The 21,732-nt window shown below is 71.5% G+C and carries 14 protein-coding genes and 1 pseudogene; 10 read left to right on the top strand and 5 right to left on the bottom strand.

Annotated features, from left to right (window positions below):
• The 4 genes and pseudogenes from AB0F18_RS31120 to AB0F18_RS31105 form a co-directional block, all read left to right on the top strand.
• A pseudogene (locus AB0F18_RS31120) lies at nucleotides 1–256 on the top strand (hypothetical protein); the annotation flags it as partial.
• 361 nt (nucleotides 257–617) lie between these two features.
• Nucleotides 618–845: a hypothetical protein gene (locus AB0F18_RS31115; RefSeq protein ID WP_362066668.1), complete on the top strand. Its 228-nt coding sequence runs from the start codon at nucleotides 618–620 to the stop codon at nucleotides 843–845.
• A 231-nt stretch (nucleotides 846–1,076) separates the two neighbouring features.
• On the top strand, nucleotides 1,077–1,274 hold the full coding sequence (locus AB0F18_RS31110; protein ID WP_362066666.1) for a hypothetical protein: 198 nt from the start codon (nucleotides 1,077–1,079) through the stop codon (nucleotides 1,272–1,274).
• 43 nt (nucleotides 1,275–1,317) lie between these two features.
• Entirely contained in the window at nucleotides 1,318–1,992 is a 675-nt protein-coding gene (locus tag AB0F18_RS31105; RefSeq protein ID WP_362066664.1) for a hypothetical protein, read from the top strand.
• A gap of 562 nt (nucleotides 1,993–2,554) precedes the next feature.
• On the opposite strand, the gene AB0F18_RS31100 is transcribed toward AB0F18_RS31105, so the two are convergent.
• Nucleotides 2,555–4,225: a peptidase M23 gene (locus AB0F18_RS31100; protein WP_362066662.1), complete on the bottom strand. Its 1,671-nt coding sequence runs from the start codon at nucleotides 4,223–4,225 to the stop codon at nucleotides 2,555–2,557.
• Nucleotides 4,226–4,262: 37 nt separating this feature from the next.
• Nucleotides 4,263–5,720: a hypothetical protein gene (locus AB0F18_RS31095; protein ID WP_362066674.1), complete on the bottom strand. Its 1,458-nt coding sequence runs from the start codon at nucleotides 5,718–5,720 to the stop codon at nucleotides 4,263–4,265.
• Nucleotides 5,721–6,089: 369 nt separating this feature from the next.
• Between AB0F18_RS31095 and AB0F18_RS31090 the strand changes: the two genes are divergently transcribed.
• Nucleotides 6,090–7,163 carry a BTAD domain-containing putative transcriptional regulator gene (locus AB0F18_RS31090; RefSeq protein WP_362066660.1) on the top strand — a complete coding sequence of 358 codons (1,074 nt, stop codon included), beginning with the start codon at nucleotides 6,090–6,092 and terminating at the stop codon, nucleotides 7,161–7,163.
• 74 nt (nucleotides 7,164–7,237) lie between these two features.
• On the opposite strand, the gene AB0F18_RS31085 is transcribed toward AB0F18_RS31090, so the two are convergent.
• Both AB0F18_RS31085 and AB0F18_RS31080 read right to left on the bottom strand, forming a co-directional pair.
• Entirely contained in the window at nucleotides 7,238–8,230 is a 993-nt protein-coding gene (locus AB0F18_RS31085) for an alpha/beta hydrolase-fold protein (protein WP_362066672.1), read from the bottom strand.
• A gap of 87 nt (nucleotides 8,231–8,317) precedes the next feature.
• Nucleotides 8,318–10,780: a penicillin acylase family protein gene (locus AB0F18_RS31080; protein ID WP_362066658.1), complete on the bottom strand. Its 2,463-nt coding sequence runs from the start codon at nucleotides 10,778–10,780 to the stop codon at nucleotides 8,318–8,320.
• Nucleotides 10,781–11,012: 232 nt separating this feature from the next.
• On the opposite strand from AB0F18_RS31080, the gene AB0F18_RS31075 reads away from it, so the two are divergent.
• The 5 genes from AB0F18_RS31075 (at nucleotide 11,013) to AB0F18_RS31055 (ending at nucleotide 18,412) form a co-directional block, all read left to right on the top strand.
• Nucleotides 11,013–11,999, top strand: coding sequence for an alpha/beta hydrolase-fold protein (locus tag AB0F18_RS31075; RefSeq protein WP_362066656.1), 987 nt, complete (start codon nucleotides 11,013–11,015; stop codon nucleotides 11,997–11,999).
• Between the two features lie 50 nt (nucleotides 12,000–12,049).
• Nucleotides 12,050–13,504, top strand: coding sequence for a peptidoglycan DD-metalloendopeptidase family protein (locus AB0F18_RS31070; protein ID WP_362066670.1), 1,455 nt, complete (start codon nucleotides 12,050–12,052; stop codon nucleotides 13,502–13,504).
• A gap of 89 nt (nucleotides 13,505–13,593) precedes the next feature.
• The gene (locus AB0F18_RS31065) at nucleotides 13,594–15,654 is read left to right on the top strand and encodes a family 43 glycosylhydrolase (RefSeq protein WP_362066654.1); all 2,061 of its coding nucleotides are present in this window, start codon (nucleotides 13,594–13,596) and stop codon (nucleotides 15,652–15,654) included.
• 509 nt (nucleotides 15,655–16,163) lie between these two features.
• Nucleotides 16,164–16,973, top strand: a complete 810-nt coding sequence (locus tag AB0F18_RS31060; RefSeq protein ID WP_362066652.1) for a serine/threonine protein kinase — start codon at nucleotides 16,164–16,166, stop codon at nucleotides 16,971–16,973.
• Nucleotides 16,970–18,412, top strand: coding sequence for a serine/threonine-protein kinase (locus tag AB0F18_RS31055; protein WP_362066650.1), 1,443 nt, complete (start codon nucleotides 16,970–16,972; stop codon nucleotides 18,410–18,412). The genes AB0F18_RS31060 and AB0F18_RS31055 overlap by 4 nt, the downstream gene beginning before the upstream one ends.
• A 100-nt stretch (nucleotides 18,413–18,512) precedes the next feature.
• Here the strand turns inward: AB0F18_RS31055 and AB0F18_RS31050 are convergent, their stop codons facing one another.
• On the bottom strand, nucleotides 18,513–21,467 hold the full coding sequence (locus tag AB0F18_RS31050; protein ID WP_362066648.1) for an ATP-binding protein: 2,955 nt from the start codon (nucleotides 21,465–21,467) through the stop codon (nucleotides 18,513–18,515).
• Nucleotides 21,468–21,732 lie beyond the last annotated feature (265 nt).

Here is a 21,732-nt window from a genome sequence, read left to right as displayed (position 1 = left end):
TCCCCGTTGGCTCACCCCCGAGCGCCGCGTGTCGGCGGCGGCCCCGCGTGTGGGGTGGTGGGTCGACCCCTGGGGCCCGGGGGGGGTGCCGGCCCGCCCGCCGTCCCGCTGCCGGGTGGTCACCGGGGCCCGTGACCGAGCAACCGGTCGGCTGGAGCGGTCCAACCGCATCCTGCTGTGGCGGGTGCTGACCGCCGACGACGACTTCGACCTCGACCACTGGGTGACCGCACCTCGCCCACCTCGGGCGCCCTAACGAGCTCGTGCATGGTTGGCGGTGCGGGGTCGAAAGGTGCGGGTAGGGCTGGTGGTCACTGCCTCTGATCGGGCTTGCGGGTGGTGGTCCGCTGGTGTGAGAGCAGGCCGGCGACCGCTTGGATCGTGTCGCTCATGTGCTCGCGTCGGCCGTGGTGGCGGGCGAGGTGGGCTCGGCGGGCTCGGCGGGCTCGGTGCTGCTCGACGGCGCTGCCGGGATCCTCGTCGTGGCATTCCCTGCGGCTGCCCTCCGTGCGCGGTCCCGCCGACGAAGGAGTACCGGGGACAGGCACGTTCGCCACAGGAACAGGGGCCGGGAGAGACGGCGGGGGAAGGATCGGCTGCCCGGCCAGGTGCCCCGGATGCGGGCCGCCCATTCGTACGCCGACGTCGTCCGCGGCCGCGTCACCCGCGGGCAGCCCCGGGCCGTTCTTGTCGTGGTCAGTGACTTCGACTGCTCCGGCGAGGACAGCGAGCGGGACTGGGTTGAACGGACGGACTGCTGGAGCTCGATGACCCGGGTGCTGCTCACCTACGAGCAGGTCCGCGCGTCCGGGTTCGCTGCAGGGGGAGTGCAGCCGTATGGGTGAGGTGAGTGCCGTTCCCACTGATGACAGCCCTGCGGGCGGGTACAACCTGTGGCGTGCTCCAGAACCTGAGGCGGCGTGGCCTGCCCGTGCTCACGGCAACCTGTCTGTCTGTCCTGCTGGTCGAACCGGGGACGGCGGGGGCAGCCGGACGCGATGGCCCGGACGATCTGCGCACCTACTCCAACGAAGAATACGTCAAGCGCTTCGGGGAGCAGTCCGCTCAGGCGGCCGGTGTCCGGCAACCGTGCGGAGTACTGGGACGTCATCGCCACCAACAGCGGTCAGGTGCGCATGAACACCGTCAGCGTCGCCGAGCGCGGCGACCGGGGGCCCGGAGGCGAGAGGACCCCTGACGGGCGCCCGCTCGGCACCATCACCGCGTACTGCGTGGGCCAGACCCTTTGCCCCGACTGGGTCAACGACCTGTGACCACCCGCTCCGGCGGCCGGACGAGGACGGGGAGAGCACACCCATGGACGACCACTTCACCGAAGCCCTTCTGGTGCTGCGCCGGTTCATCGGCGTGCCTCTCCCGGCCACCGACTGGCGTATCCGCGCGATGACGCGCCCCGACGGAGAGCGCATCCGCGTCCGTCTCGGAGACACCGCCGGGCGGAGCGTCCTGGTGGACCTGCCGACGAGCCGCGGCCGTGAACGCGGCACCTGGTGGTATGTCGGAGCCTTGCGCCATACCGCAGTCGGCCTGGCCACGGGCACCGTGCCGGTGGAGGCCGTACAGCAGGGGGATCCGTACGTCGACGTGGCCGAGTTGGTGGGATCGGTCGTTCCCGAAGCGGCCGAGGTCACCCTGGACGACGGCATCGACTACCTCATCGCCGACCTCGCCGGCGACCCCCTCTGGCACGCCGCGACGCCTTCCGTCGCCCCCGAGCTCTACGTCCTGACGGGCTTCGACCACCATGCCCCCGGCGTCGTCCGCGTCTACCTCGACCATGAGGGCCGCACCATCGCCGTCGATCTGCCCCTTTCCGATGACGGAGCGCTGCGCCCGGTTCAGTGGTGGGTCTCCGCAAAGCTCGTCGCCCTGCTGCACCCGGAGGAACCCACGACCCTGGCGGTCCACCAGAACCACTCCGCCCAAGACCCCCTCTGCGAAGCCGTCTACGACCTGACCGACTGGGCCTGAGCCGTCTACGGACCGCCGCATGACCACGGTGAGTGAAAGCGATCGGGATCGGAGCGCGCACTGGACGGGTGCCCGGCCTGGTGCGCCCGCAGGTCACTGGGGAATGCGGGCTGGACCTCGTGGGGTGTGGGCACAACGTAGAAGTGCGCAGTTCGGCGGTATATGTGGCCCGCCATCACAATCGGGCCGCCACTGGTGTGCCCGCGCACCACATGACCCGTAGGCCAACCGGGCAACCCCTCCGGAACTGGTCGTGAGGCCGTGCCGGAATTGCAGAGTCACACCTGTTTCGGGGACGCCTCGCTGGCTCCCGTGCTGCTCTGGTGCTGACCCGAAACCCCACGTCAGCACCCCTCGCCACCCACCCCGTGCAGGGCGACGGGCCGACGCAGAGCGCCGGTGTCTTGGACCTGAGGAGGAGGCCCGGAGCACCGATGTTTGAGGCCGTGGCGGAGCGCCGAACGCCCGCCGGCGTCCGGCGCCTGCCGCGGGTGCGGTCGGCGGGACGGCGGCGGGCGCCCTTCGGAGCTCCCGTCCGCGGATCGGATCCCCGCAGGGGCGGCTAGTTGATCGCCGGTCCGGAATTGTTCAGCCAGGCCCAGTCCGACCAAGTGGCGAAGCCGGTCTGCCACTTGTGGTAGACACCGGCGCTGCTGGTCGCGAACACCTCGATGCGCCCGTCGGCGTCGTTGCCCGCGGCGATCTCGGTGCCGCCGCCGCCGAAGGTCTCCCACTCCGAGTACGGCGCGTTCGGGCGGGTCTGCCAGGCGTGGCTCGCGGCGGTGGCGTTGATCGCGAACACCTCGACGCGGCCGTCGGCCGACCGCGAGTGGGTCAGCTCGGCGTTGGAGATCCCTCCCATGCCCGCCCATTCCGACCACGAGGTCGGGCTGGTCTGCCAACGGTGGAACACACCGGTGGAGTTGGAGGCGAACACCTCCAGCCTGCCGTCCTGGTTGTAGCCGGCCGTGAGGTCGTGTCCGCCGCCGCCGAAGTTCTCCCAGGTGGACCAGCCGCCGTTGACCCCGGTCTGGTAGAGGTGCTGGAAGGTGGTGTCGGAGAGGGCGAAGACTTCAAGACGTCCGTCGGGTGCGGTCTCGAGGGCGAGGCGCGAGGTCGCGGGACCGCCGCCGGTGCCTTCCCAGTTGGCCCAGTTGCCGCTGGGTGCGGTCTGCCAGCGGTGGAAGACTCCGTTGGTGTTGGAGGCGAAGACTTCGATGCGGCCGTCGGCGTTGTTGCCGGTGGCGAGCCGGTATCCGCCGCCGCCGAAGTTGGCCCAGGTGGACCAGGAGCCGGCGGGTGCGGTCTGCCACATGTGGTCGAAGGTGCTGTCGGAGAGGGCGAAGACTTCGAGTCGTCCGTCGGCGTTGGCGGCTACGGAGAGTTGCGCGTTGCGGGGTCCGCCTTCGAACCGCCACTGCGACCAGGCGCCGTTCACCGCGGTCTGCCACGCGTGGTAGACGCCGTCGGTGCCGGCGGCGAAGGCCTCGAGCCGACCGTCCGCGGACCGCCCGGACACCACACGGCCGGCGCCGTAGGGGTGCTTGGGGCCGGTGCTGCTCGTACCGGACCACAGCGCGTTGGCCATGATCACCGCGTCGTCCGCCTCGATGGCGTAGAGGCCGCGCAGGTCCTCGCGCGGTCGCTGGACGTGCCAGCACACCTCGCCGATCGCCTCGTTGTTCCACGAGCCGCCCGGATACATCCGTTCCACCTCGTCGAAGAAGGCGTTGGTGGCGTGGGCCGGGTTCAGCCGCTCCTCACGGGTGCCCCACCAGTCCTGCTGCTGGAACAGCCCGAGGCTGGTGTAGTCGACGGCCTGGGCGTAGTTGTTGACGCTGGACTCCACGATGATCGTCGCGATCGCGATGGCCGCGGCCCTCTGGTTGAGGCCCCGGTCCTTGACCGCCTGCGTGACCATCCGCGCGCAGGACACCTTGTAGGCGTCCATGTAGCCGGCCATCTTCGCGTGCAACTGCGGATTGAGCTGGTCGGCCATGATGCCGTCGGCGGCCGACGGACCGGCCGGATCACACGGCACGGTCGGAATGGCGAAGCCCTGCGGGCCGCTGAAATACCGGGAGACCCCGGAGTGGTCCTTGCCCGGAACCGGAGGCGGAACGGGCGCGTGTGCGGCGACGGCGACCGAGGCGGTCATCCCGACGGCCAACGCCCAGGTGCCGGCCACGAAGGCCAGTCTGGTGAACACGCGGCGTAAATCAGTTATCGCCATTGTCTGCCCTTCTGTCGTGAAGTGAAATGTGCGGAGTTCACGCGATGCCCGGTCCTGCGGAAGTGCCCACCCAGCCCCATTCGGACCAGGCGGAGAAGCCGGTCTGCCAGCGGTGGAAGACACCGGCGCTGCTCGTCGCGAAGACTTCGATGCGCCCGTCGGCGTTGTGGCCGGCGGTGATCTCCGTGCCGCCACCGCCGAAGGTTTCCCAAGCCGAATAGGGGGCGTTCGGATCGGTCTGCCAGATGTGGGCGGCGGTACTGCCGTTGATCGCGAACACCTCGACCCGGCCGTCCGCCGAACGGTCCGACGCCAGCTCGGAGTTGACCGGACCGCTTATCCCCTCCCAGCCGGACCAGGCGGAAAGGCTGGTCTGCCAGCGGTGGAACACGCCGTTGGCGTTGGAGGCGAAGACCTCCAGCCGTCCATCGGTGTTGTGATTCACGGTGAGGTCGTGTCCGCCGCCGCCGAAGTTCTCCCAGGTGGACCAGCCGCCGTTGACCCCGGTCTGGTAGAGGTGCTGGAAGGTGGTGTCGGAGAGGGCGAAGACTTCAAGACGTCCGTCGGGTGCGGTCTCGAGGGCGAGGCGTGAGGTGGCCGGACTGCCGCCGGTGCCTTCCCAGTTCGCCCAGTTGCCGCTGGGTGCGGTCTGCCAGCGGTGGAAGACTCCGTTGGCGTTGGAGGCGAAGACCTCGATGCGGCCGTCGGCGTTGTTGCCGGTGGCGAGCCGGTAGCCGCCTCCGCCGAAGTTGGCCCAGGCGGACCAGGAGCCGTTGACCCCGGTCTGCCACATGTGGTCGAACGTGGCGTCGGAGAGGGCGAAGACTTCGAGTCGTCCGTCGGCGTTGGCGGCTACGGAGAGTTGCGCGTTGCGGGGTCCGCCTTCGAACCGCCACTGCGACCAGGCGCCGTTCACCGCGGTCTGCCAGGAGTGGTACACGCCGTCGGCTCCGGCGGCGAAGGCCTCCAGCCGCCCGTCCGCGGACCGCCCCGAGGTGACCCGGCCCGGGGCGTACGGGTGCGGCCGCGTCGCGGACTCCTCGACGATGTTGTCGTACCGGAGTGCCTTGTAGTCGCCGTTGGGGTGACCGTCGATCGTGGCGTTGTTGATGTTCGTGCGGAAGTGCCCCGGAGGCTCTACGCCGCTGGAACCTCCGCCGAAGCTGTAGTAGGAGAACCCGCCGTGATCGTCCTCCCACTTGTGGAAGATCAGGGTGTGGTCGTAGAACGAATTGAGAATGTCCCCCGCGCGCAACTCGTCCCGCGCGATCTCGTGCGAATAGCCGGGCAGCCCTTGGGTATTCGGGCTCGCGTTCAGATGCCACGCCATGGAGACGTATCCGGAACAGTCGGTGCGGTAGCGGAAATCGCCGCCGGCGTCGGGCGCGGAACCCTGCTGGTTGTACGGGGGATGCTGGTCCATCCAGTACTGGGCCCGCCAGATCACCTCGCTACGGGTGATCGGGCCGCCGCGGTCGGACGAGACGGCCGCCATCGCGGCAGTGGGCGCGGTCGCGGCGACGGCGGCCGCGCCGGCTATCAGCAGCAGGAGCACTCTGCCGCACCATGATCTTGAAGTCGTCACCGGAACCTCTCCCGTCGTCGGCGGCCGACAGTAGGGCGCACCGATGAAATGCCGATGGAATCGGCAACCCCCTTGGCTGGCAGGGAAGATGGGCCATCGGTCCTACGCCGCGGGGGCGGCGCAGTGTCCAGGGATGTCGAGGGCTTCGCGTCTGTCACTCCGGATCGTTCCGGATGCCCGGCCCGGCGCTCTCCCCCCTACTTTGTCGACGGCTTCCGCCAGACCTGCGGAACCGACCGACCGACCGAACCGATCAGCCCGGAGCTCGGGGGAGCAGCGATGCCGACGACCGCCGCCACCTGCCGACCGATCGCCACCGCGCTCGGGCACCAGGAGCGCGAGGTGCTCCACGCGGTCGGCTGCGGCCTGCGGGACGACGAGATAGCTGACGCTCTCGCCCTTTCCGAGGACGCCGTCGCCGGAGACCTCGCGCGGGTCCTCGTGAAACTCGGGCTGCGCGACCGGGCCGCCGCCATCGTCCACGCCTTCGACAGCGGGCTGGTCGTCCCCGGCCGCGGCCCGCGTACGGAGGCGACGAACCCGGCGCCCCGGGCCCATGCCCACCGCGCGGCCGGACCGACGATGCGGATCTCCCTGCTCGGACCGCTGCAGGCATGGCAGGACGGGCGGCCGCTGAAGCTGGGGCATCTGCGCCAGCAAGCCGTACTGGCGGCGCTCGCGCTGTGCGCGGGCCGCACCGTCGGTCAGCAGGAACTGCTCGACGGAGTATGGGGGGCCAACTCGCCGGTCACGAACGTGGTGCCGGTGTACATCTACCGGCTGCGCAAGGCCCTGCGCACCGGGGACGGCCGCCCCGACGCGGTGATCGAGCACGACCGGTGCGGCTACCGGCTGGTCTCCGGCCTGTTCGACGTTGACGTGTTCCGCATGGAGCAGCTGGTCACCGACATCGCGACGGCCGACCGGGCAGGAGAACCGGCGGAGGCGGTCCGGCTGTGTTCGCAGGCGCTGGACCTGTTCCGCGGGGAGCCCCTGGCGGGCCTGCCCGGGCCGCTCGCCGAGCTGGAGCGGTTGCGGCTCACCGAGCGCAGGATCACCATCGCGCAGCGGAAGCTGGAGTGGCAGCTGCGGCTGGGGCAGCACTCCGAAGCGGTCGCCGAACTGTTCGCCCTGTCCGCGGCCCACCCCCTGCACGAGCCGGTGGCCGCGATGCTGATGCGGGCGCTGTACCGCAGCGGCCGCCGGGCCGACGCGCTGACCGTGTTCGACCGGGCCCGCCGCCGGCTGGCCGAGGAACTCGGCGTTCCTCCGGGCCGGCTGCTGCAGCGGACGCGCCAGTTGGTCCTGCGCGGGGACGAAGCGGGCCTCGGCCTCACCACGGCGCCGAGGTGACCGGGTCTCTGTGGTGACCGCGCCACCGGGGCGACCGGGCCGCCACCGGATCGGGGCGGCCCGGCTCCGCGCGGTCAGGAGGCGAAGGACCGTTCCAGCCGCGGAATCAGGTCCTGGAGGTCCGCTTCCCAGCACCAGGCGTTGTGGCCGCCGTTGCAGTTGGTGCCCCAGCCGCCGCCGTCGCCGTAGTCGACGTAGTAGTAGGGCATGCGCAGGGCGTCCATGCTGTCCTTGACGTGCTTGGACGCGCTCTCCACCCAGAACTCCAGGTCGGTGACGTCTCCGCGTCCGTTGCCGACGTAGATGGAGACCCCGACTCCCGCGAGTTTGTCCATGTGCGCCGCGGGGTCCACCTCGTTGAACCTCCAGTCGGCGTTGAACACCGGGTAGGGCGAGCCGAACGCGGCGTCACTGTCCACGCCGGGGGAGTAGCCGACGAGGGAGGCGACGACGGCCATCCGCAGGTCCATGGACCGGACCGAGAGGTCGATGTCACCCGACAGGGAGGCGGTCTGGCTGAACAGGTCGGGGCGGACCTGGGCGTAGTGCAGGGCCCCGAACCCGCCCATGGAGACACCGGCGACGGCCCTGGCCTTCTTGGCGGCGATGGTCCGCAGGTTCGCGTCGATGAACGGAATCACCTGCTTGAGGTGGAAGTTCTCCCAGTTCTGGGCACCGGCCGCGGTCCTCTGGTTGAGCCAGTTGGCGTACCAGCCCCGGGCGCCCCCGTCCGGGATGACGGTGATCATCTCGTTCGAGGTGGTCAGCGCCGGGTAGTTCTGCTGGATCGGGTCGTCGGGCGAACCGTGCAGGAAGTACAGCACCGGGTAGCGCCTGGCCGGGTCGTCGTAGTAACCGCTCGGCAGGATGATCTTGATGTGGTGCTTGCCCGAGACCTCGGGTGTGGTCACGGTGATGTAGAAGTTGGTGGGACCGCCCACCGTCGTGTCGACCTGGGTCAGGCCGAACCCGTCCGTCATCCTCGGCGGTTCGGTGCCTTCGGCGGCCTGTGCCGTACCCGTCGGCAGCGTCATTCCCACCACGGCGGCCATCAGGGCCACCACCATTCGCCACCGATTCGATGTCCTCGTCACAGCGTGCTCCCTCGTGAGTTCTGTCGTCGTGCGGGTGCGAGACCGATCGGGAGACCGGTCTCAGTTCAGGACCTTGACCTCCAAGGCCGGCGAGGCCGCGATCTGCTCCTCGGTGAACCGCTCGGTCACCCACTGGCCGGCCGAGAACAACTTGGTCTGGTCGGCGTAGTGCGGTGAATTCGGGTTGGCCGACTGGGAGTAGGCCAGTACGGAGGAGGCCTGCGGCGGCCCGTCGGCGGTGAAGCGCACCTGCTGGACGAAGCTGGAGCCGAAGGTGATGTCCATCTTGCCGTCGACCGAGCCGGGGGTGACCACGTTCAGCACGCCCAGCTCGTGGATCGCCCCGTGGATCGGGATCTGCTCGCCGTTGCGCGTGATCTTCTGTACGTCCGACAACGCCGCGTTCAGCGGAATCCCCGCATTGCGGAAGGCGATGACCGTCCGGCCGAACGCGTCGCGGACGGCGGAGCTTCCGGAGTCAAGCGAGTTGGGGGTGTGCACCGGGTCGTTGGGGTCGAAGGGGATCCGCCACGGCAGCTTCTCCACCGACTGGCCGCCGAGCAGGGCGTACCAGTAGTTCTCGAACAGCCAGGACCCCCGGCTGTCCGATGTGAAGTCGTGGCTCTTCCATCCGGCCAGGATCGGGCAGGCCTCGCTCACGTCGACCAGCTGGCCGTCCACCAGGATGAGCCCGAAGGGCTGGGCCCGGCACATCGTCACCGTGGCGTCGAGGGCCAGATCGGCGGCCCGGCTGTTGTCGGCGAACAGCAGCTGCCGCATGTTCTCCGGCGTGAACCCCCGGCCGGGCAGGCCGTCGGTGCCGTTGATCCGCTTCTGCGCGGTCAGGATCAACTCCTGGGTGCGCAGCGACCGGGGCGCCGCCGTGTCGCCCATCACCCGGGGGAAGGAAAGCGGTTGCTCGGGGTTGGCCAGCCAGGCGCTGTCATTGGCGTTGCCGACGAAGTCCTTGCGGATCAGCCGCGGCTGCCTGTGCGGGTCCAGCAGCCCCGGTGCGACCGCGTTCGGATCGGTGGGCCAGTCGCACGCGCTGCGTTTGCCGTCGAAGATGGAGACCGGCGGCACGTTCGGCAGCCGCAGCACCTGGTTGAACAGCGCCTGGCCGGTCAGGGTCAGGCACGACTGGGCGTGCTCGTCGGTGATGTTCGGGGTGGCCTGGATGTCCGCGTACAGGGCGTTGCCCTTGCGGTCGGAGGCGACGGTGTTGAAGAAGGGGACGCCCTGCGTGGTCTCCAGGGTGTTCACCACCTCGTCGACGTCCTTGGCCTGGTCGAGGCGGAACCAGGTGTTCAGCGCCCGCAAGTTGTCCATGTTCGCGTCGCGCACCGCGTGCGCGCTGATCACCCAGGGCAGCGGGACGGTCAGTACCTGATTGGTGATCGGGCCGTAACGCGTCGCCCACAAGGTCCTGTTGACCCTGCCGATGGAACCGTCCGCGTTCAGCACGTCGACGCCGACCTGCTGTGAGGTCATCGCCTCCCAGGCGCCGTCGACCAGGTAGTTGGTCGGGTGCAGTGCATCGACCTGTACGTCGAAGAGCCCGAAGGGGGCCACCGTGGCGACGGTGTGGCTCCAGGCGACATTATCGTTGTGCCCGATGTTCACCGCGGGGAAGCCGAGCAGGCTGGCCCCGGAGACGTTGATCCTGCCCGGGATCGTCAGCTGGCTCTGCCACATCCGGTTCTTTCCCTGCCAGGGGAAGTGCGGGTTCGCGAGCAGCATGCTCGTGCCCCCGGACACGCCCTGCGAGCCGATCGCCAGCGCGTTGCTGCCCATGCTCTGCTGCCGGCTGACCGCCATCGCGTCACGGATCTTCGACGCGGTCTCCGCGGCCGAGGAGGCCGGCGGGGCGGCGGCCGGGGCGGCGGCCGAAGCGCCCGGGGGAGCCGCGTTCACCTGGCCGTCGAGCAGCACGTCGGCGGTGCCCATGATGATCTCGGCGTGCGCGTGCCGGTAGACGTCCAGCTCCGTGATCGGCCGCACCCACGCCTTGCCGCGGCAGGCCGGGTCGGTGATGTGGTCCACGCCCGTCTCGGCCAGGTACCGGTTGTACCCCTGGACGTAGCCGCGAATGGCCCCCTTGACCTCCGGCTCCGGCCCGTTGGGCGCGGGCAGGTCGATCAGCCGCTCCACCACCCGGTCGTCGTTCATCCGTTGGAAGTAGATGTCGCTGTTGAGATTGGTGGTGGTGTTCTGGTGCTCGCCGGGGCTCGCCTTGCCATCCGGCCCCAGATAGCGGGACCGCTGGGCGTTGACCATCAGATAGGTGTCGGCCAAGGTGCAGATGTTGTCCTTGGCCGCGGCGTATCCGTAGCCCGTGCCCAGTCCCGCCCAGTCGGAAGCGATGATGTGCGGGATTCCGTACTCGGTGTAACGGATGGTCGGCTTGTCGGGCGCCTGTCCCGGAGCCGGCGCCCCGGTGGCCGCCATCGTGCTCACCATCACCGCCGCCACCGCGGCCGTGGCCACCATCGGCAGCCTCGCTCTGAATGTCCTCAGCGCCATCGAGCCGTCCTTCCCCTGTGGTCCGGGCCTTCGTCTGACCGCGGCCACGCTAGGGAGGAGCGATGAAATCCCGATGACGCCGACGCCGGCTCCGACAGTTCCCCGATGCCCCCGCCACAGCCCTTAGCCGACGCGCCCGCCCCTGTCAGTCCGGAATCTTCCGGGGTCTCCCGGCCCCGGCACCGTTGCTACCTTCCGGACGCACCGTCAGGCTCCCGACCAGGAGGACACAGTGAGCGCGCAGCACCCCAGCCGCAGGAACATCCTGAAGACCGCCGGTGGCCTCACGGCCGCGATGGCCATGGGCGGCGCGGGAGTCCTCGCCGCCGCGTCGACCGCTTCCGCCGTCGGTGACATTCCCGGCCTGCACATCACGGAACGCGGCGAGCAGGATCCCCGGATGTGGTACTACCGGTTCCAGACTTCCGCCATCGGCGGCTGGACCCCGGCCGTCAACGTGCTGCTCCCCGACGGCTACCACACCAGCGGGCGCCGCTACCCCGTCCTCTACCTGCTCCACGGTGGCCTGGAGGACTTCATCACCTTCGACCGGTTCCACGACATCCGGGGTCTGACCGCCTGGAAGGACCTCATCGTCGTGATGCCCGACGGCGGGCGCGCCGGCTGGTACTCCAACCCGGTGAGCTCCAACATCGGTGCCCGGAACTGGGAATACTTCCACATCGGTCAGCTGATCCCGTGGATCGACGCGAACTTCCGCACCTACGCCGAATACGACGGCCGCGCCGTCTCCGGGTTCTCCATGGGCGGCTTCGGCGCCCTGAAGTACGCGGCCAAGTATTACGGCCACTTCGCCTCGGTCAGCGCCCACTCCGGCCCGGCCAACCTGCGCGGTGGCAACGGTGACCTGGTGACCCACTGGGCCAACGCCTCCTCCGCCGCGGTGGAACTGAACGGCGGCAGCATCTATGGCGTGCCCTTCTGGGACCAGGCCCGGGTCAGCGCGGACAACCCGTGCGAGCGCATCGAGAGCTACCGCAACAAGCGGGTCTTCCTGGTCGCGGGCACCAGCCCCGAGGACATCCAGGGTTACGCCAACGAGACCCTGGTGCTGGCCACCCAGCGGGAGTTCAAGTGGAACCTCGACCGCGCGGGCATCCCCTACGAGCAGCACGAGGTGGGCGGCGGCCACTATGTCCGCCGGGAACTGCTGGAGGCCGACATCAATGGCATCATCGACAGGCTGCGCAAGGCGTGAACGGCCCCCTGAGCCGCGTCCTCGCGGCGACTGCCGTACTCCTTGCGGCGCTGTCGGCGCTGGCCGCCACGGGTTCGGCCGAGGCGCGGCCCGCCGAGCTCACCGCGGCCTGCCCGACCACCGGGCCCGTGACCCAGCACTTCCACAGTGGACACAACGGCGTCGACATCGGGGCCGACGTCGGGACGCCGATCTACGCGGTGGGCGACGGCGAGGTGACCATCTCCGGATACGTCGGCGACTACGGCCAGTGGATCCGGATCCTGCACCCCGACGGGCGGATCTCGGAGTACGGGCACATGTCCAGGCGGGACGTCTTCGAGGGCGACCACGTCGTGGCCGGCCAGCAGATCGCCCTGGTCGGCGCGGAGGGCACCAACGTCGACGGCCCCCACCTCCACCTCCGGATCTGGGGTGATCAGTCCGCCTCCTACGGCATCGACCCCGAGGTCTACCTGGCGGAGCGCGGCGTCGTCCTGCCCTGCACCCCGGGCAGCGGGCCGCGGCCCAAGCCGCTGGTGTATCCCGCGGAGTCGGGCCGCGTGGTGTCGGCGCGGTCGGCGGACGGACGGCTGGAGGTGTTCGCCGCCGGCGCCGACGGGGTTCACCACGCCTGGCAGCAGGAGGTGAACGGCAACTGGTCGGCCTGGGAACCGCTCGGCGGGCCGGGCAACGCCGAACTGGCGATCGCACCAAGTGCCGACGGCCGCCTGGAGGTGTTCGCCCTGTCGGGCAGCACCTTCCAGCACCGCTGGCAGCTCTCTCCCTCCGGTGGCTGGTCGAACTGGGAGACCTTCGGCGGTGGCGGCCGCGACACCACGGCCGGTGTCAACGCCGACGGCCGCATCGAGGTCTACGCCTCCGGACCCGTCGGCCTCTTCCACCGGTACCAACTCGCCCCCAACGGCGGGTGGTCGGAGTGGGAGGCCACCGGCGGCGGCCCCGCCGACAGCCGGGTGGAGATGGAGAAGTCGCCCGACGGCCGCCTGGAGGTGTTCGCCCTGGGCGCCGACACCTTCCAGCACGCCTACCAGACGGCCCCCAACGGCGGCTGGTCAACGTGGGAGACCTTCGGAGGCGGCGGCCACGACCTCACCGTCGACCACAATGCCGACGGCCGCCTGGAGGTGTTCGCCTCCGGCCCGAACGGGGTGTTCCACAAGTACCAGACCAGCGCGGCCAGTTGGTCGGGCTGGGAGGGGACCGGCGGTCCCGCCGACGCGCAACTCAGCAGCGAACGCACACCGGACGGCCGGGTCGAGGTCTTCGCCATGAACGGCAGTACGGCCATGCACACCTGGCAGCGCGCCGTCAACGGGGCGTACGGCGACTGGAACGCCTTCGGCGGCGGCGGCACCGAGGTCACGGCGGTCACCAACGCCGACGGCCGGATGGAAGTCTTCGGCACCAACCACACCGGCACCTTCCACAAATGGCAGACCGGCTTCTCCACCTGGTCCGAATGGACCTGGCTCAACACCACCGCCGGCCCCACCCAGGGCTGACCGGTCTCCGACCGCCCCACACGCGCCCCGTGGCCGGCCGTGCCCCCCGTTCGGGCACGGCCGACCACGCGGCCTCCCTGGAGAGACCCATGCCCGCGATCAGCAGACGCACCCTCCTGCGGGGCGCCGCCGGGGCAAGCGCGCTCCCGTTCCTGGACACCGGCCGGACCGCGGCCGCGGCCCCGGCCGGCGCCTACCGCGCCGCCGATGCCGTGCCGCCCGCCCGGTGGGTAGGCGCCGGCCCCTTCGCGTACGTCTACGACCCGTCCACCCCCGCGGGCCCGCGCTACCTCAACGACCACACCCTGATCAAGGCCCAGGGCCGCTGGCACCTGTTCAGCATCGTCGGGGACAGCGCTCCGCGCGGCGAATCCCCGGACAGCACGGGAGAGACCTCCTTCGTCCACGCCTCCGCGCCGAGCCCGAACGGTCCGTGGACCACGCACGCAGACGCGCTCACCGTCGACCCCTCCTACTTCGGCGAGGAACACCTGTGGGCGCCCCACGTCGTCGCCGCGGGCGGCAGGTTCTGGATGTTCTACGCCGCGGGCGGAGCGGGCGGCACGGGCGGCGCCGCGATCAACCTCGCGACCTCGCCCGACCTGTTCACCTGGACGCGCGAGCCGTCCGGCCCGCTCTTCCGCGGACTCGCGGCGCGCGACCCCATGGTGCTGCGGGTCGGCGACGAATGGGTCATGTACTACACGGAGCTCTCCGGCGCGGGCGGTCACCACGTCGTGGCCTTCCGGCGGTCCGCCGATCTGCTGCACTGGAGCGAGCCGGGCGTCGCGTTCACCGACGCGACCACGGACGCGACCGTCTCGGTCACCGAGTCGCCGTACGTAGTCGAACGCGACGGCTGGTACTACCTGTTCACGGGACCGAGGGGCGGCTACGAGGGCACGGACGTGCTGGCGTCCCGGGACCCGTACCGCTTCGGCCTCGACGGCTACGCGGGCCATGTGTCCGGCCACGCCGTCGAGGTCTTCGCGGACGGGGACACCTGGTACGCCAGCGCCGCGGGCTGGTTCCGTTACGGGCTGCACGTGGCGCCCCTGGAGTGGCGGGACACCCCGCCGCCGTGGCAGAGCGCGGACAATCCGGTGGCCGGCCTGGACGTCGGCGGCCGCCTCACGGTGTTCGCGCTCGACGCCTCCGACCGCTCGGTGCTGCGGCGCGTCCAGCTTGCCCCGGACACCGACGCCTGGTCGGAGTGGGAGCCCTTCGGAGGGCCGGCCGGGGCCGTTCCCACCCTCGGCCAGGGCGCCGGCGGCAGGATCGAGGTGTTCTCGCTCGCCCCGGGCGGAGCCAACCTGCACCACCGGGTGCAGCGGCCGGACGGAGGCTGGTACGACTGGGAGGAGTTCGGAGGCCCGGCCGGCGCCGCCCCCGCCGTCGCCCGTAACGCCGACGGCAGGCTGGAGGTCTTCGCCCTGAGCCCCGGCGGCGCCTCCGTCGCCCGGCGACGCCAGCGGTCACCCGGATCCCCGGCCTGGGACCCGTGGGAGCCCGGCTTCGGCGGGGCCGCGGGCGCGCCCCCGGTGGTCGCGGCGAACGCGGACGGCCGCCTGGAGGTGTTCGCCCTCTCGCCCGGCGGCTCCGGGATCTTCCACCGGTGGCAGGAGACCCCGGGCGGTGCCTGGACCGCCGCATGGCACCGCTTCGGCACCGCGGCGGGCGCCGCACCGCGGGTGGCCCGGGACGGGAGCGGCCGGCTCACGGTCGCCGCGATCGGACCGTCGGGCGTGGGAACCTTCGGCCGGCGGCAGTCCGCGGCGAACGGCGGCTGGGACGACTGGCTGCCCCTGTTCGGCTGGAGCGCCGACGCCCCGGCGTTCGCCGTCAACGCCGACGGCCGCCTGGAGGCCTTCTCCCTGACGCCCGGTGGCGCCCTGCTCGGCCACCGCTGGCAGACCACCCCGGGTGGAAGCTGGGATTCCGGCGGGGAGTTCGGCGAGCCCGGCATCAGGCTCGCCGCCACCCCGGCCACCGCGCTCGATTCCACCGGGCGCACGCACGTCTTCGCCGTCACCGCCGAGGGCCGGATCCGCACCCGCGTCCAGGACCGGCCGAGCGGCGGATGGCGGCCGTGGACGGCCTTCGGCGACCGAGCGGTCGCCCCCGTCGTATCGGGCAGTCCCGCTCTCTGAGCGCGGAGGGCGGTGCGTGGAGGGCGGATTCTGGAGTGTGGAGGGCGGATCGTGGAGTGTGGATTTCGCCAAGTGAAAGGGGAAAACGGGCGGGCAGGCGGCGCCGTGACCCCCCGGGCACGGTAACTTCCCCACCCTGCCGGGGCCGGGGCAGGCCATCGGCGGCCACGGCCGGAGTGACGGATCCACTCCGATGCCCCCTGTGCCGCCCGCACTGTCTGCTGCTCCGATCCGCTCGGCAGAGAGTCGAAAAGAGCCCCAAAGCGCCACTGTTGACACGGAGTCGACGTGACCCGGCACACAACGGGCGGCCCTTGCGGGAGGGTGGGTGAGCCGGATGCGAAGGGAGACCCGGGAGGCTTCCACGGGCGCCAGGGTAGGCCTCCTGCCCCGGTGGAAGCCCAGCCGGCGCCGCCCTGCCGAAGTGGCCGAAGTACGCCGATGAACTCCCTTGAGAGATGAGTATTGTTCCACTCGTCCGAGCAGCGACGCGTGGAACAGGGGGATCCGTGAGCGGTGTAGTCGTCCATCTGCCGCAGGGGTGCAGTGGCGCCGACGGCGGCGAACCGTACGGTGACCCCGTGACGCTGCGGCTCGGACCGGGCGAGGCCGCCCGCTTCGGACGGGGCTCCGCGACGGTCCCCGTCGAACTGCGCCTCGCCGACCCGGCGATCTCCCGGCTCGCCGGGGAGATCCGCGTCGCCGACGACCACTGGCAGCTGACCAACCACAGCGCCACCCACAGCTACCTGGTGGAGAACCCGGAAGGAGCGGGGGAGTACCTGAGGGTCCCGCCGCGCCGGGTCGGTGCGCCCGTCCCGTTCGAGTTCTCACGCGTGGTGCTGCCCACCCGCAGCGACGTCACCGTGTCCTTCCAGGTGTTCGCGCCCGACCACGTCTATCTGGACCCGGACGCCATGGGCGCCCCCTGGGGCCGCCTCACGGTCACGGCGTACTCCCTGGACGAGACGGCCGCCTACTTCCTCGTACTCGTCGCGCTCTGCGAACCGCGCCTGCGCGACCAGTCCCGCGTGGCGGTCCCCACGACTCCCCAGATCGTCGAGCGGCTCAGGGGACACCCCACCTGCGGCACGCTGACCGCGCGTGCGATCAGCTCGCACATCGACTACCTCGCCGAGGAGAAGCTGCGCATCGGCGCCCCGGACCTGCGCGAACCCGGCAGGAGCGAGCGCCGCAACGGCAAGCGGGAGGAGATCGTCGGGCTCGCGCTGCGGTTCGGGCTCGTACGGGAGGAGCACCTCACGCTGCTGCCGCCCCTGACGGGGGCCGGCGGGCGGGAGCGGCAGAGCGCGCGATGACGCCGCCGAACGGCCTGCGCGACACCACGGAGTGCGAGCGCAGGGACCTCCTGCCGCCCGGCTACCGGGTGCGGGACTGGACGGTCACCGACTTGATCGGGTCCGGGGGCTGGTCCACGGTCTACGCGGCACGGCCGGCCGACGGGTACCCCGGGCGGACCGGCGGGGTGGCCCCTGCGGGCGGGCCGGCGGGACCAGCCGACGTCGCGCTGAAAATCATGCCGACCGCCGGGTACGCCCCGCGCCAGACGCGCAGGATCGTGGAATCCGCGCGCCGCGAGGTCGAACTCGGGCGCAGGGCGGGCCACCCCCGGCTGATCGGTCTCCTGGACTCCTTCGTCCTCGCCGCACCCGACCGCCCCTCGCTGGACGGCGCGATCGTGCTGGTCATGGAGCGGGCCGCGGGCAGCCTGCGCGAACTCCTCGACGTGGGGGCGGCCGAGGCCGACCGCCCCCGGCTGATCGCGGGGATCTGCGAGGGACTGGCCCACCTCCACCGCTCGGGCTGGGTCCACGCCGACCTCAAGCCGGAGAACGTCCTGCTGGGCACCGACCGTTCCGTGAAGCTCTCGGACTTCGGCCTCGCCACCGAGATGACGGGCACGCACGGGTACGCGCCGCCCATGGGCACCCTGGACTACCTCCCGCCCGAGCGCTGGCGGGCGCCGCTCGGGGAACTCGGCGTACAGGTCCGGCCGAGCGCCGACATCTGGGCCCTGGGCATCATCATCCACGAGGTGTTCGCGTCCGGCGCCTCCCCGTTCTCCGGCGCCACACCCATGGCCCGGGGCGCCGCCGTGCAGGGGTACGGCGAAGGGCGGGTGCCGCTGCGCATGGACCCCGCGGTGCCGCCGTTCTGGCGGGCGCTGGCCGCCGACTGCCTCGCCCCCACCCACGCGGCGCGCGCCCCGCACACCGCCGAGAGCCTGCTCGCCCGTATCGCCGCCGAACAGGGAACCCGCGGGACGGGGGCGGGCCGGCTTCGGGGCCGGGCACGCGCCGCCGTCCTGGCCACCGCGCTGTGCGGGATCGCGGGCGCGACCCTGTGGTCGGACACGGTGCGGGCGAACCCGTCCGCACCGCCCGGCGGCGCGGAGGCGAAGGCCGGCGCGATCCGGGTGTTCAACGCCGAGAAGGGGTGTCGGGAGCGGGCCGACCGGGACCGGCAGTGCAGTCTGGGCCTGGCGATCGACCCCCGGCGGCCGTACGCCGCGGACAACGTCGTGGCGACCCGGGTGTGGCACGGCGACGTCCTCGCCGCCGACTGCCAGGTCTCCGACGGGCAGCCCATCATCAACGAGGAGGACCAGCAGTCCACCCGCTGGTTCCGCGTCCGCCTCCCTCCCGGCTCCACACCCCCCACGGCCTGGCTCCCCGCCGTACGCACGAAGGACCGGCCGGCCCTGCCGGGGTGCCCGGCCCCCACGACCGCGCGCTGATCCGCGGGGGCTGCCGCCCGGGCGTGAGCTCGGGCGGCGGCTCGTGGCCTTGCGTGGTGACGGGTATGTAGCCTCCGCCCCCGCAGCACAGCGTTGGCGGTCACTCGATGTCCGGCGGCCAAGTGGTTCGGTCGCTGAGATGGTGGAACTCCGTCAGCTCAGAGGCGAGGACGTCGAAGTGCGGGAGCGGGGCCCACAGGCTGCGCTCGCCAATGACGTAGAGGCGGCGTTTGGCGCGGCTCGCGGCGACGTTGAGCAGGTGCGGGGTTCGGGCGGCCCAGTCGCGGGCGCCGGGCCGGCCGCCGCCGAGCACCAGGATGACGACATCGGCTTCCTTGCCCTGGGCTCGGTGGACCGTGGCGCAACGCTCCTCGATCAGTTGTGACGTCCAGCCTTCGCGACCGCGGCAGATCTTCTGGCATTCGGCTACGAGGGCCCGGAAGGGGGCGATGATGCGCAGGCGATCGATGTCGACGCCTTGCCGGTGCAAGTGGTCCAGTACGAACTCGAAGGCGCGGCGATCGCGTTCGCCCCAAGGCGCATCGGGAGGGCGGGTGGGGTCGTCGGTGTTGAGCCAGCGGCTGGGGAGCAGGCCGTTCCGTTCCTCGTCGGGGAACGCCTTGGGTCCGGTGCCGTACACCATGAGGCCGCCGTACGCGATCTCGTTGCTGACCGTGAACATCGGGTTCTCGCAGCGGCGGTGGACGCGCAGCGGTGAGCCCACCCAGACGTGCTCGTCGTCGCCGTCGGGTGCCGGGAGGTAGGTGCCGTAGCGGTTGGTCCGGTCGGCCACGGCCTGGGCCGAGGTGGCCGAGGGCAGCCACTGGTCGCCGACGTCGTAGGCGTTCAGCAGGCGGCGTTGAAGGGTCGTGGGCATGGTGACGACGGGTTCGAGTTGGAGCGGATCGCCGACCAGAACGGCACGGCGGGCGCGCCACAGCGCGCCGACGGCGGCCTGCGGGGTGGCCTGTCCGGCTTCATCGACGAGGAGCCAGCCGATCGACTCCCGGCCGAGGCGGGCGAACATGCTGCCCACGGAGGAGAACGTGGTGGAGACGACGGGGACCAGGAGGAACAGGGTCTGCCAGACCTGCTCGACCTGCTCGTCGGGGACGGGGCCGTTGGTGCCGGCCATCAGTTCCATGAGGACTTGGAGATTGCCGCGGACCTTCTTCGCCGCCCCGGCGACGAAGGCGCGGTGGAGGTCCAGGGCACGCAGGAACAGGTCGCTGCGGGCGGTGGACCAGGCCTCGTCGGACCAGGGCGAGCCGAGTTCCTGATCGGCTTCGTCGAGGTGTGCCCAGCCCAAGGGGAGGGACGGCAGCGTCCGGGCAGCTTCCCGTAGTTCGCGGTGGTGGCCGTCGAGTTCGGCCACGGCAGCGCGCAGATCGCGGCGGGACGCGTCGGCGATGTATTGGGCGTGCCGGAGGGAGGCGGCCGCTGTGGCTTCGCGCGCGCTCGCGGCCCGTTCGTGGTCGAGCGCGGCGTTGAGGCCGGCGGCGGTCTGGTCGACGGCGTTGCCGGAGTGGGCGTGCCGGCCGACGGCGAGGGATTCGGCGCGCACGGCCGCTGCGACCCGCTCCAAGGAGTCCTCGAGCGCTGCGCGCTGCTGGACGAGCAGGTGCGCGATCTCGGCCTGGGTGTACTCCTGCTGCCGCTCGGCGGCCTGTCGGTCAGCCGTGCTCTGCAGCAGGCGGCGTAGCCCACCGCGCAGGCCCCGCTCGATGGGCGCAGGAGCGTCGTGACGGGCGGTGAGCGCGGTGACGTACTCCCGGTGGTGCGCGGCCAGTTCACGGGCGGCCGACAGGTCCGCGCGGGCGTCGGCCAGCTCCTGGCGGGCCCGCGGGACGTGCTCGGAGGCCGCGTGGTGTCCGGCCTCGGCCGCCGCGGTGGCCGACCGGGCGGCGGCGGTGCCGGTGGCGGCTCGCTCCAGGGCCACCGTGGCGGCGGCTACCTGCTGGTCGGCCTGGGACACGGCAGTCTCCAGGCCTGCGATCCGGTGCCCGGCCGACGGGGACTCCACCTCCGCGAGGGCACCCGCCAGACGGGTGCGCTCGGATCGCATACGGTCGACCTTGGCCTGGGCGGTACGGAACGCGGCGACGGCGCCGGTCCACGACGGCACGGGTCGGACCGGCACGCCTTCCGCGGGCTGGTTCGTCGGGGTGACGCGACTCCGGCCGCCGGCCGGGGGTTTCGGCGGGGTCCATTCGCGCAGGATGGCCTCCATGCCGCGCAGCTTTGGCAGTCCCGCGGTGGAGCGGGCCTTGGTCTCCTTCTCGGGCAATTGGCCCCACCAGAAACGGTTTCCGAACTCCTTGCGGTTGGTCTTGTTGCCGAGCACCGCTGCGACCAGACCCCAGGCCGGTGCCCCGAGGAGAGCGGAGGCGAGGTCGGAGAAGTGGTCGGGGCCGCCGTGCCAGTGTTCGTCGAGTGCGTCCATGCCGGGCAGTTCGGCGGTGATGTTCTCCACGGCGCCGTTGTTGGAGGAGGCGACCACGATCTCGAACCCGGCCAGCCGCGGGTCGAGCCGAGACACGAAGCGGGGACGCTTGCCCTGCCGGTCGTTGCCCCGCCACACCGGGCCGGTGAAGGCCTTCTCGGGCCGGTCGAACGTAGCGAGCAGCGCCGCTCGCTCGACGACCAGTGCGGCGACCAGGTCGCGCAGCATCGTGGTCTTGCCCGTGCCGGGCGGGCCGTTCACGGAGAACATGCCGCCTTCGGTTGCCGCCCGGTCGGCGAGCAGACGGTCCACCGCGAACTGCTGGCTCAGCGCGAGCGGCCGACTCGCCGGCGCGGGCCAGCGGCCGCCGGGGATCAGGCCCGGAGCCACACCGGCCAATACGGCGCTGCGCTCCTGGCGCACATCGGTCCGAGCCCGTACGACGCCGGCGTCGAGCTCGCTCAGGTACGCCTCCAGCGCCGGACCGATTCCCTTGCCGACGGCAGTGGATACGCGAGCCAGGTCGGGCGGGAGCAGACTGTTCAGGAACGGTGCAGCGGCTGCGACCTTGGTCTGAGGGTCCTTCGGACGGGTGACCAGCCTGCTGCGCACTCGGATCACCCGCGGCCGCAAGTGATCCCGTACCCCGCACAGGTCGGCGATCTGCGCGGTCAAGGCGACGAGATCGGCGAACCCGAGCGGACGGGTTGCAGCGCTGGACCCGTACTCCGCCTCCGTGGAAGTGTCCGTACCGTCGGGGGGGGTGGGCGCGGGGCCCCCCCCCGCGCCCCCCGGGAGGCCCCCCCCCCCCGGGAGTGCGACCCCGGGAGGTGGGGTCAGGGGCCCGAGGGGGAGGGGCGGGGGGCGGGGGGCGCCG

The sequence above is a fragment of the Streptomyces sp. NPDC029216 genome (assembly GCF_040648015.1).
In the GTDB taxonomy this organism is placed as follows: Bacteria; Actinomycetota; Actinomycetes; order Streptomycetales; family Streptomycetaceae; genus Streptomyces.
The sequence above is the reverse complement of the archived record's forward strand: the minus strand, read 5'-3'. Positions and strand labels throughout refer to the sequence as shown.

Excerpts from the sequence above, each read along its gene's own strand:
- AB0F18_RS31115 (WP_362066668.1), top strand. The coding sequence starts at position 618 with ATGCGGGCCGCCCATTCGTACGCCGACGTCGTCCGCGGCCGCGTCACC.
- AB0F18_RS31105 (WP_362066664.1), top strand. The coding sequence starts at position 1,318 with ATGGACGACCACTTCACCGAAGCCCTTCTGGTGCTGCGCCGGTTCATC.
- AB0F18_RS31100 (WP_362066662.1), bottom strand. The coding sequence starts at position 4,225 with ATGGCGATAACTGATTTACGCCGCGTGTTCACCAGACTGGCCTTCGTG.
- AB0F18_RS31095 (WP_362066674.1), bottom strand. The coding sequence starts at position 5,720 with ATGGCGGCCGTCTCGTCCGACCGCGGCGGCCCGATCACCCGTAGCGAG.
- AB0F18_RS31090 (WP_362066660.1), top strand. The coding sequence starts at position 6,090 with ATGCCGACGACCGCCGCCACCTGCCGACCGATCGCCACCGCGCTCGGG.
- AB0F18_RS31085 (WP_362066672.1), bottom strand. The coding sequence starts at position 8,230 with ATGGTGGTGGCCCTGATGGCCGCCGTGGTGGGAATGACGCTGCCGACG.
- AB0F18_RS31080 (WP_362066658.1), bottom strand. The coding sequence starts at position 10,780 with ATGGCGCTGAGGACATTCAGAGCGAGGCTGCCGATGGTGGCCACGGCC.
- AB0F18_RS31065 (WP_362066654.1), top strand. The coding sequence starts at position 13,594 with ATGCCCGCGATCAGCAGACGCACCCTCCTGCGGGGCGCCGCCGGGGCA.
- AB0F18_RS31055 (WP_362066650.1), top strand. The coding sequence starts at position 16,970 with ATGACGCCGCCGAACGGCCTGCGCGACACCACGGAGTGCGAGCGCAGG.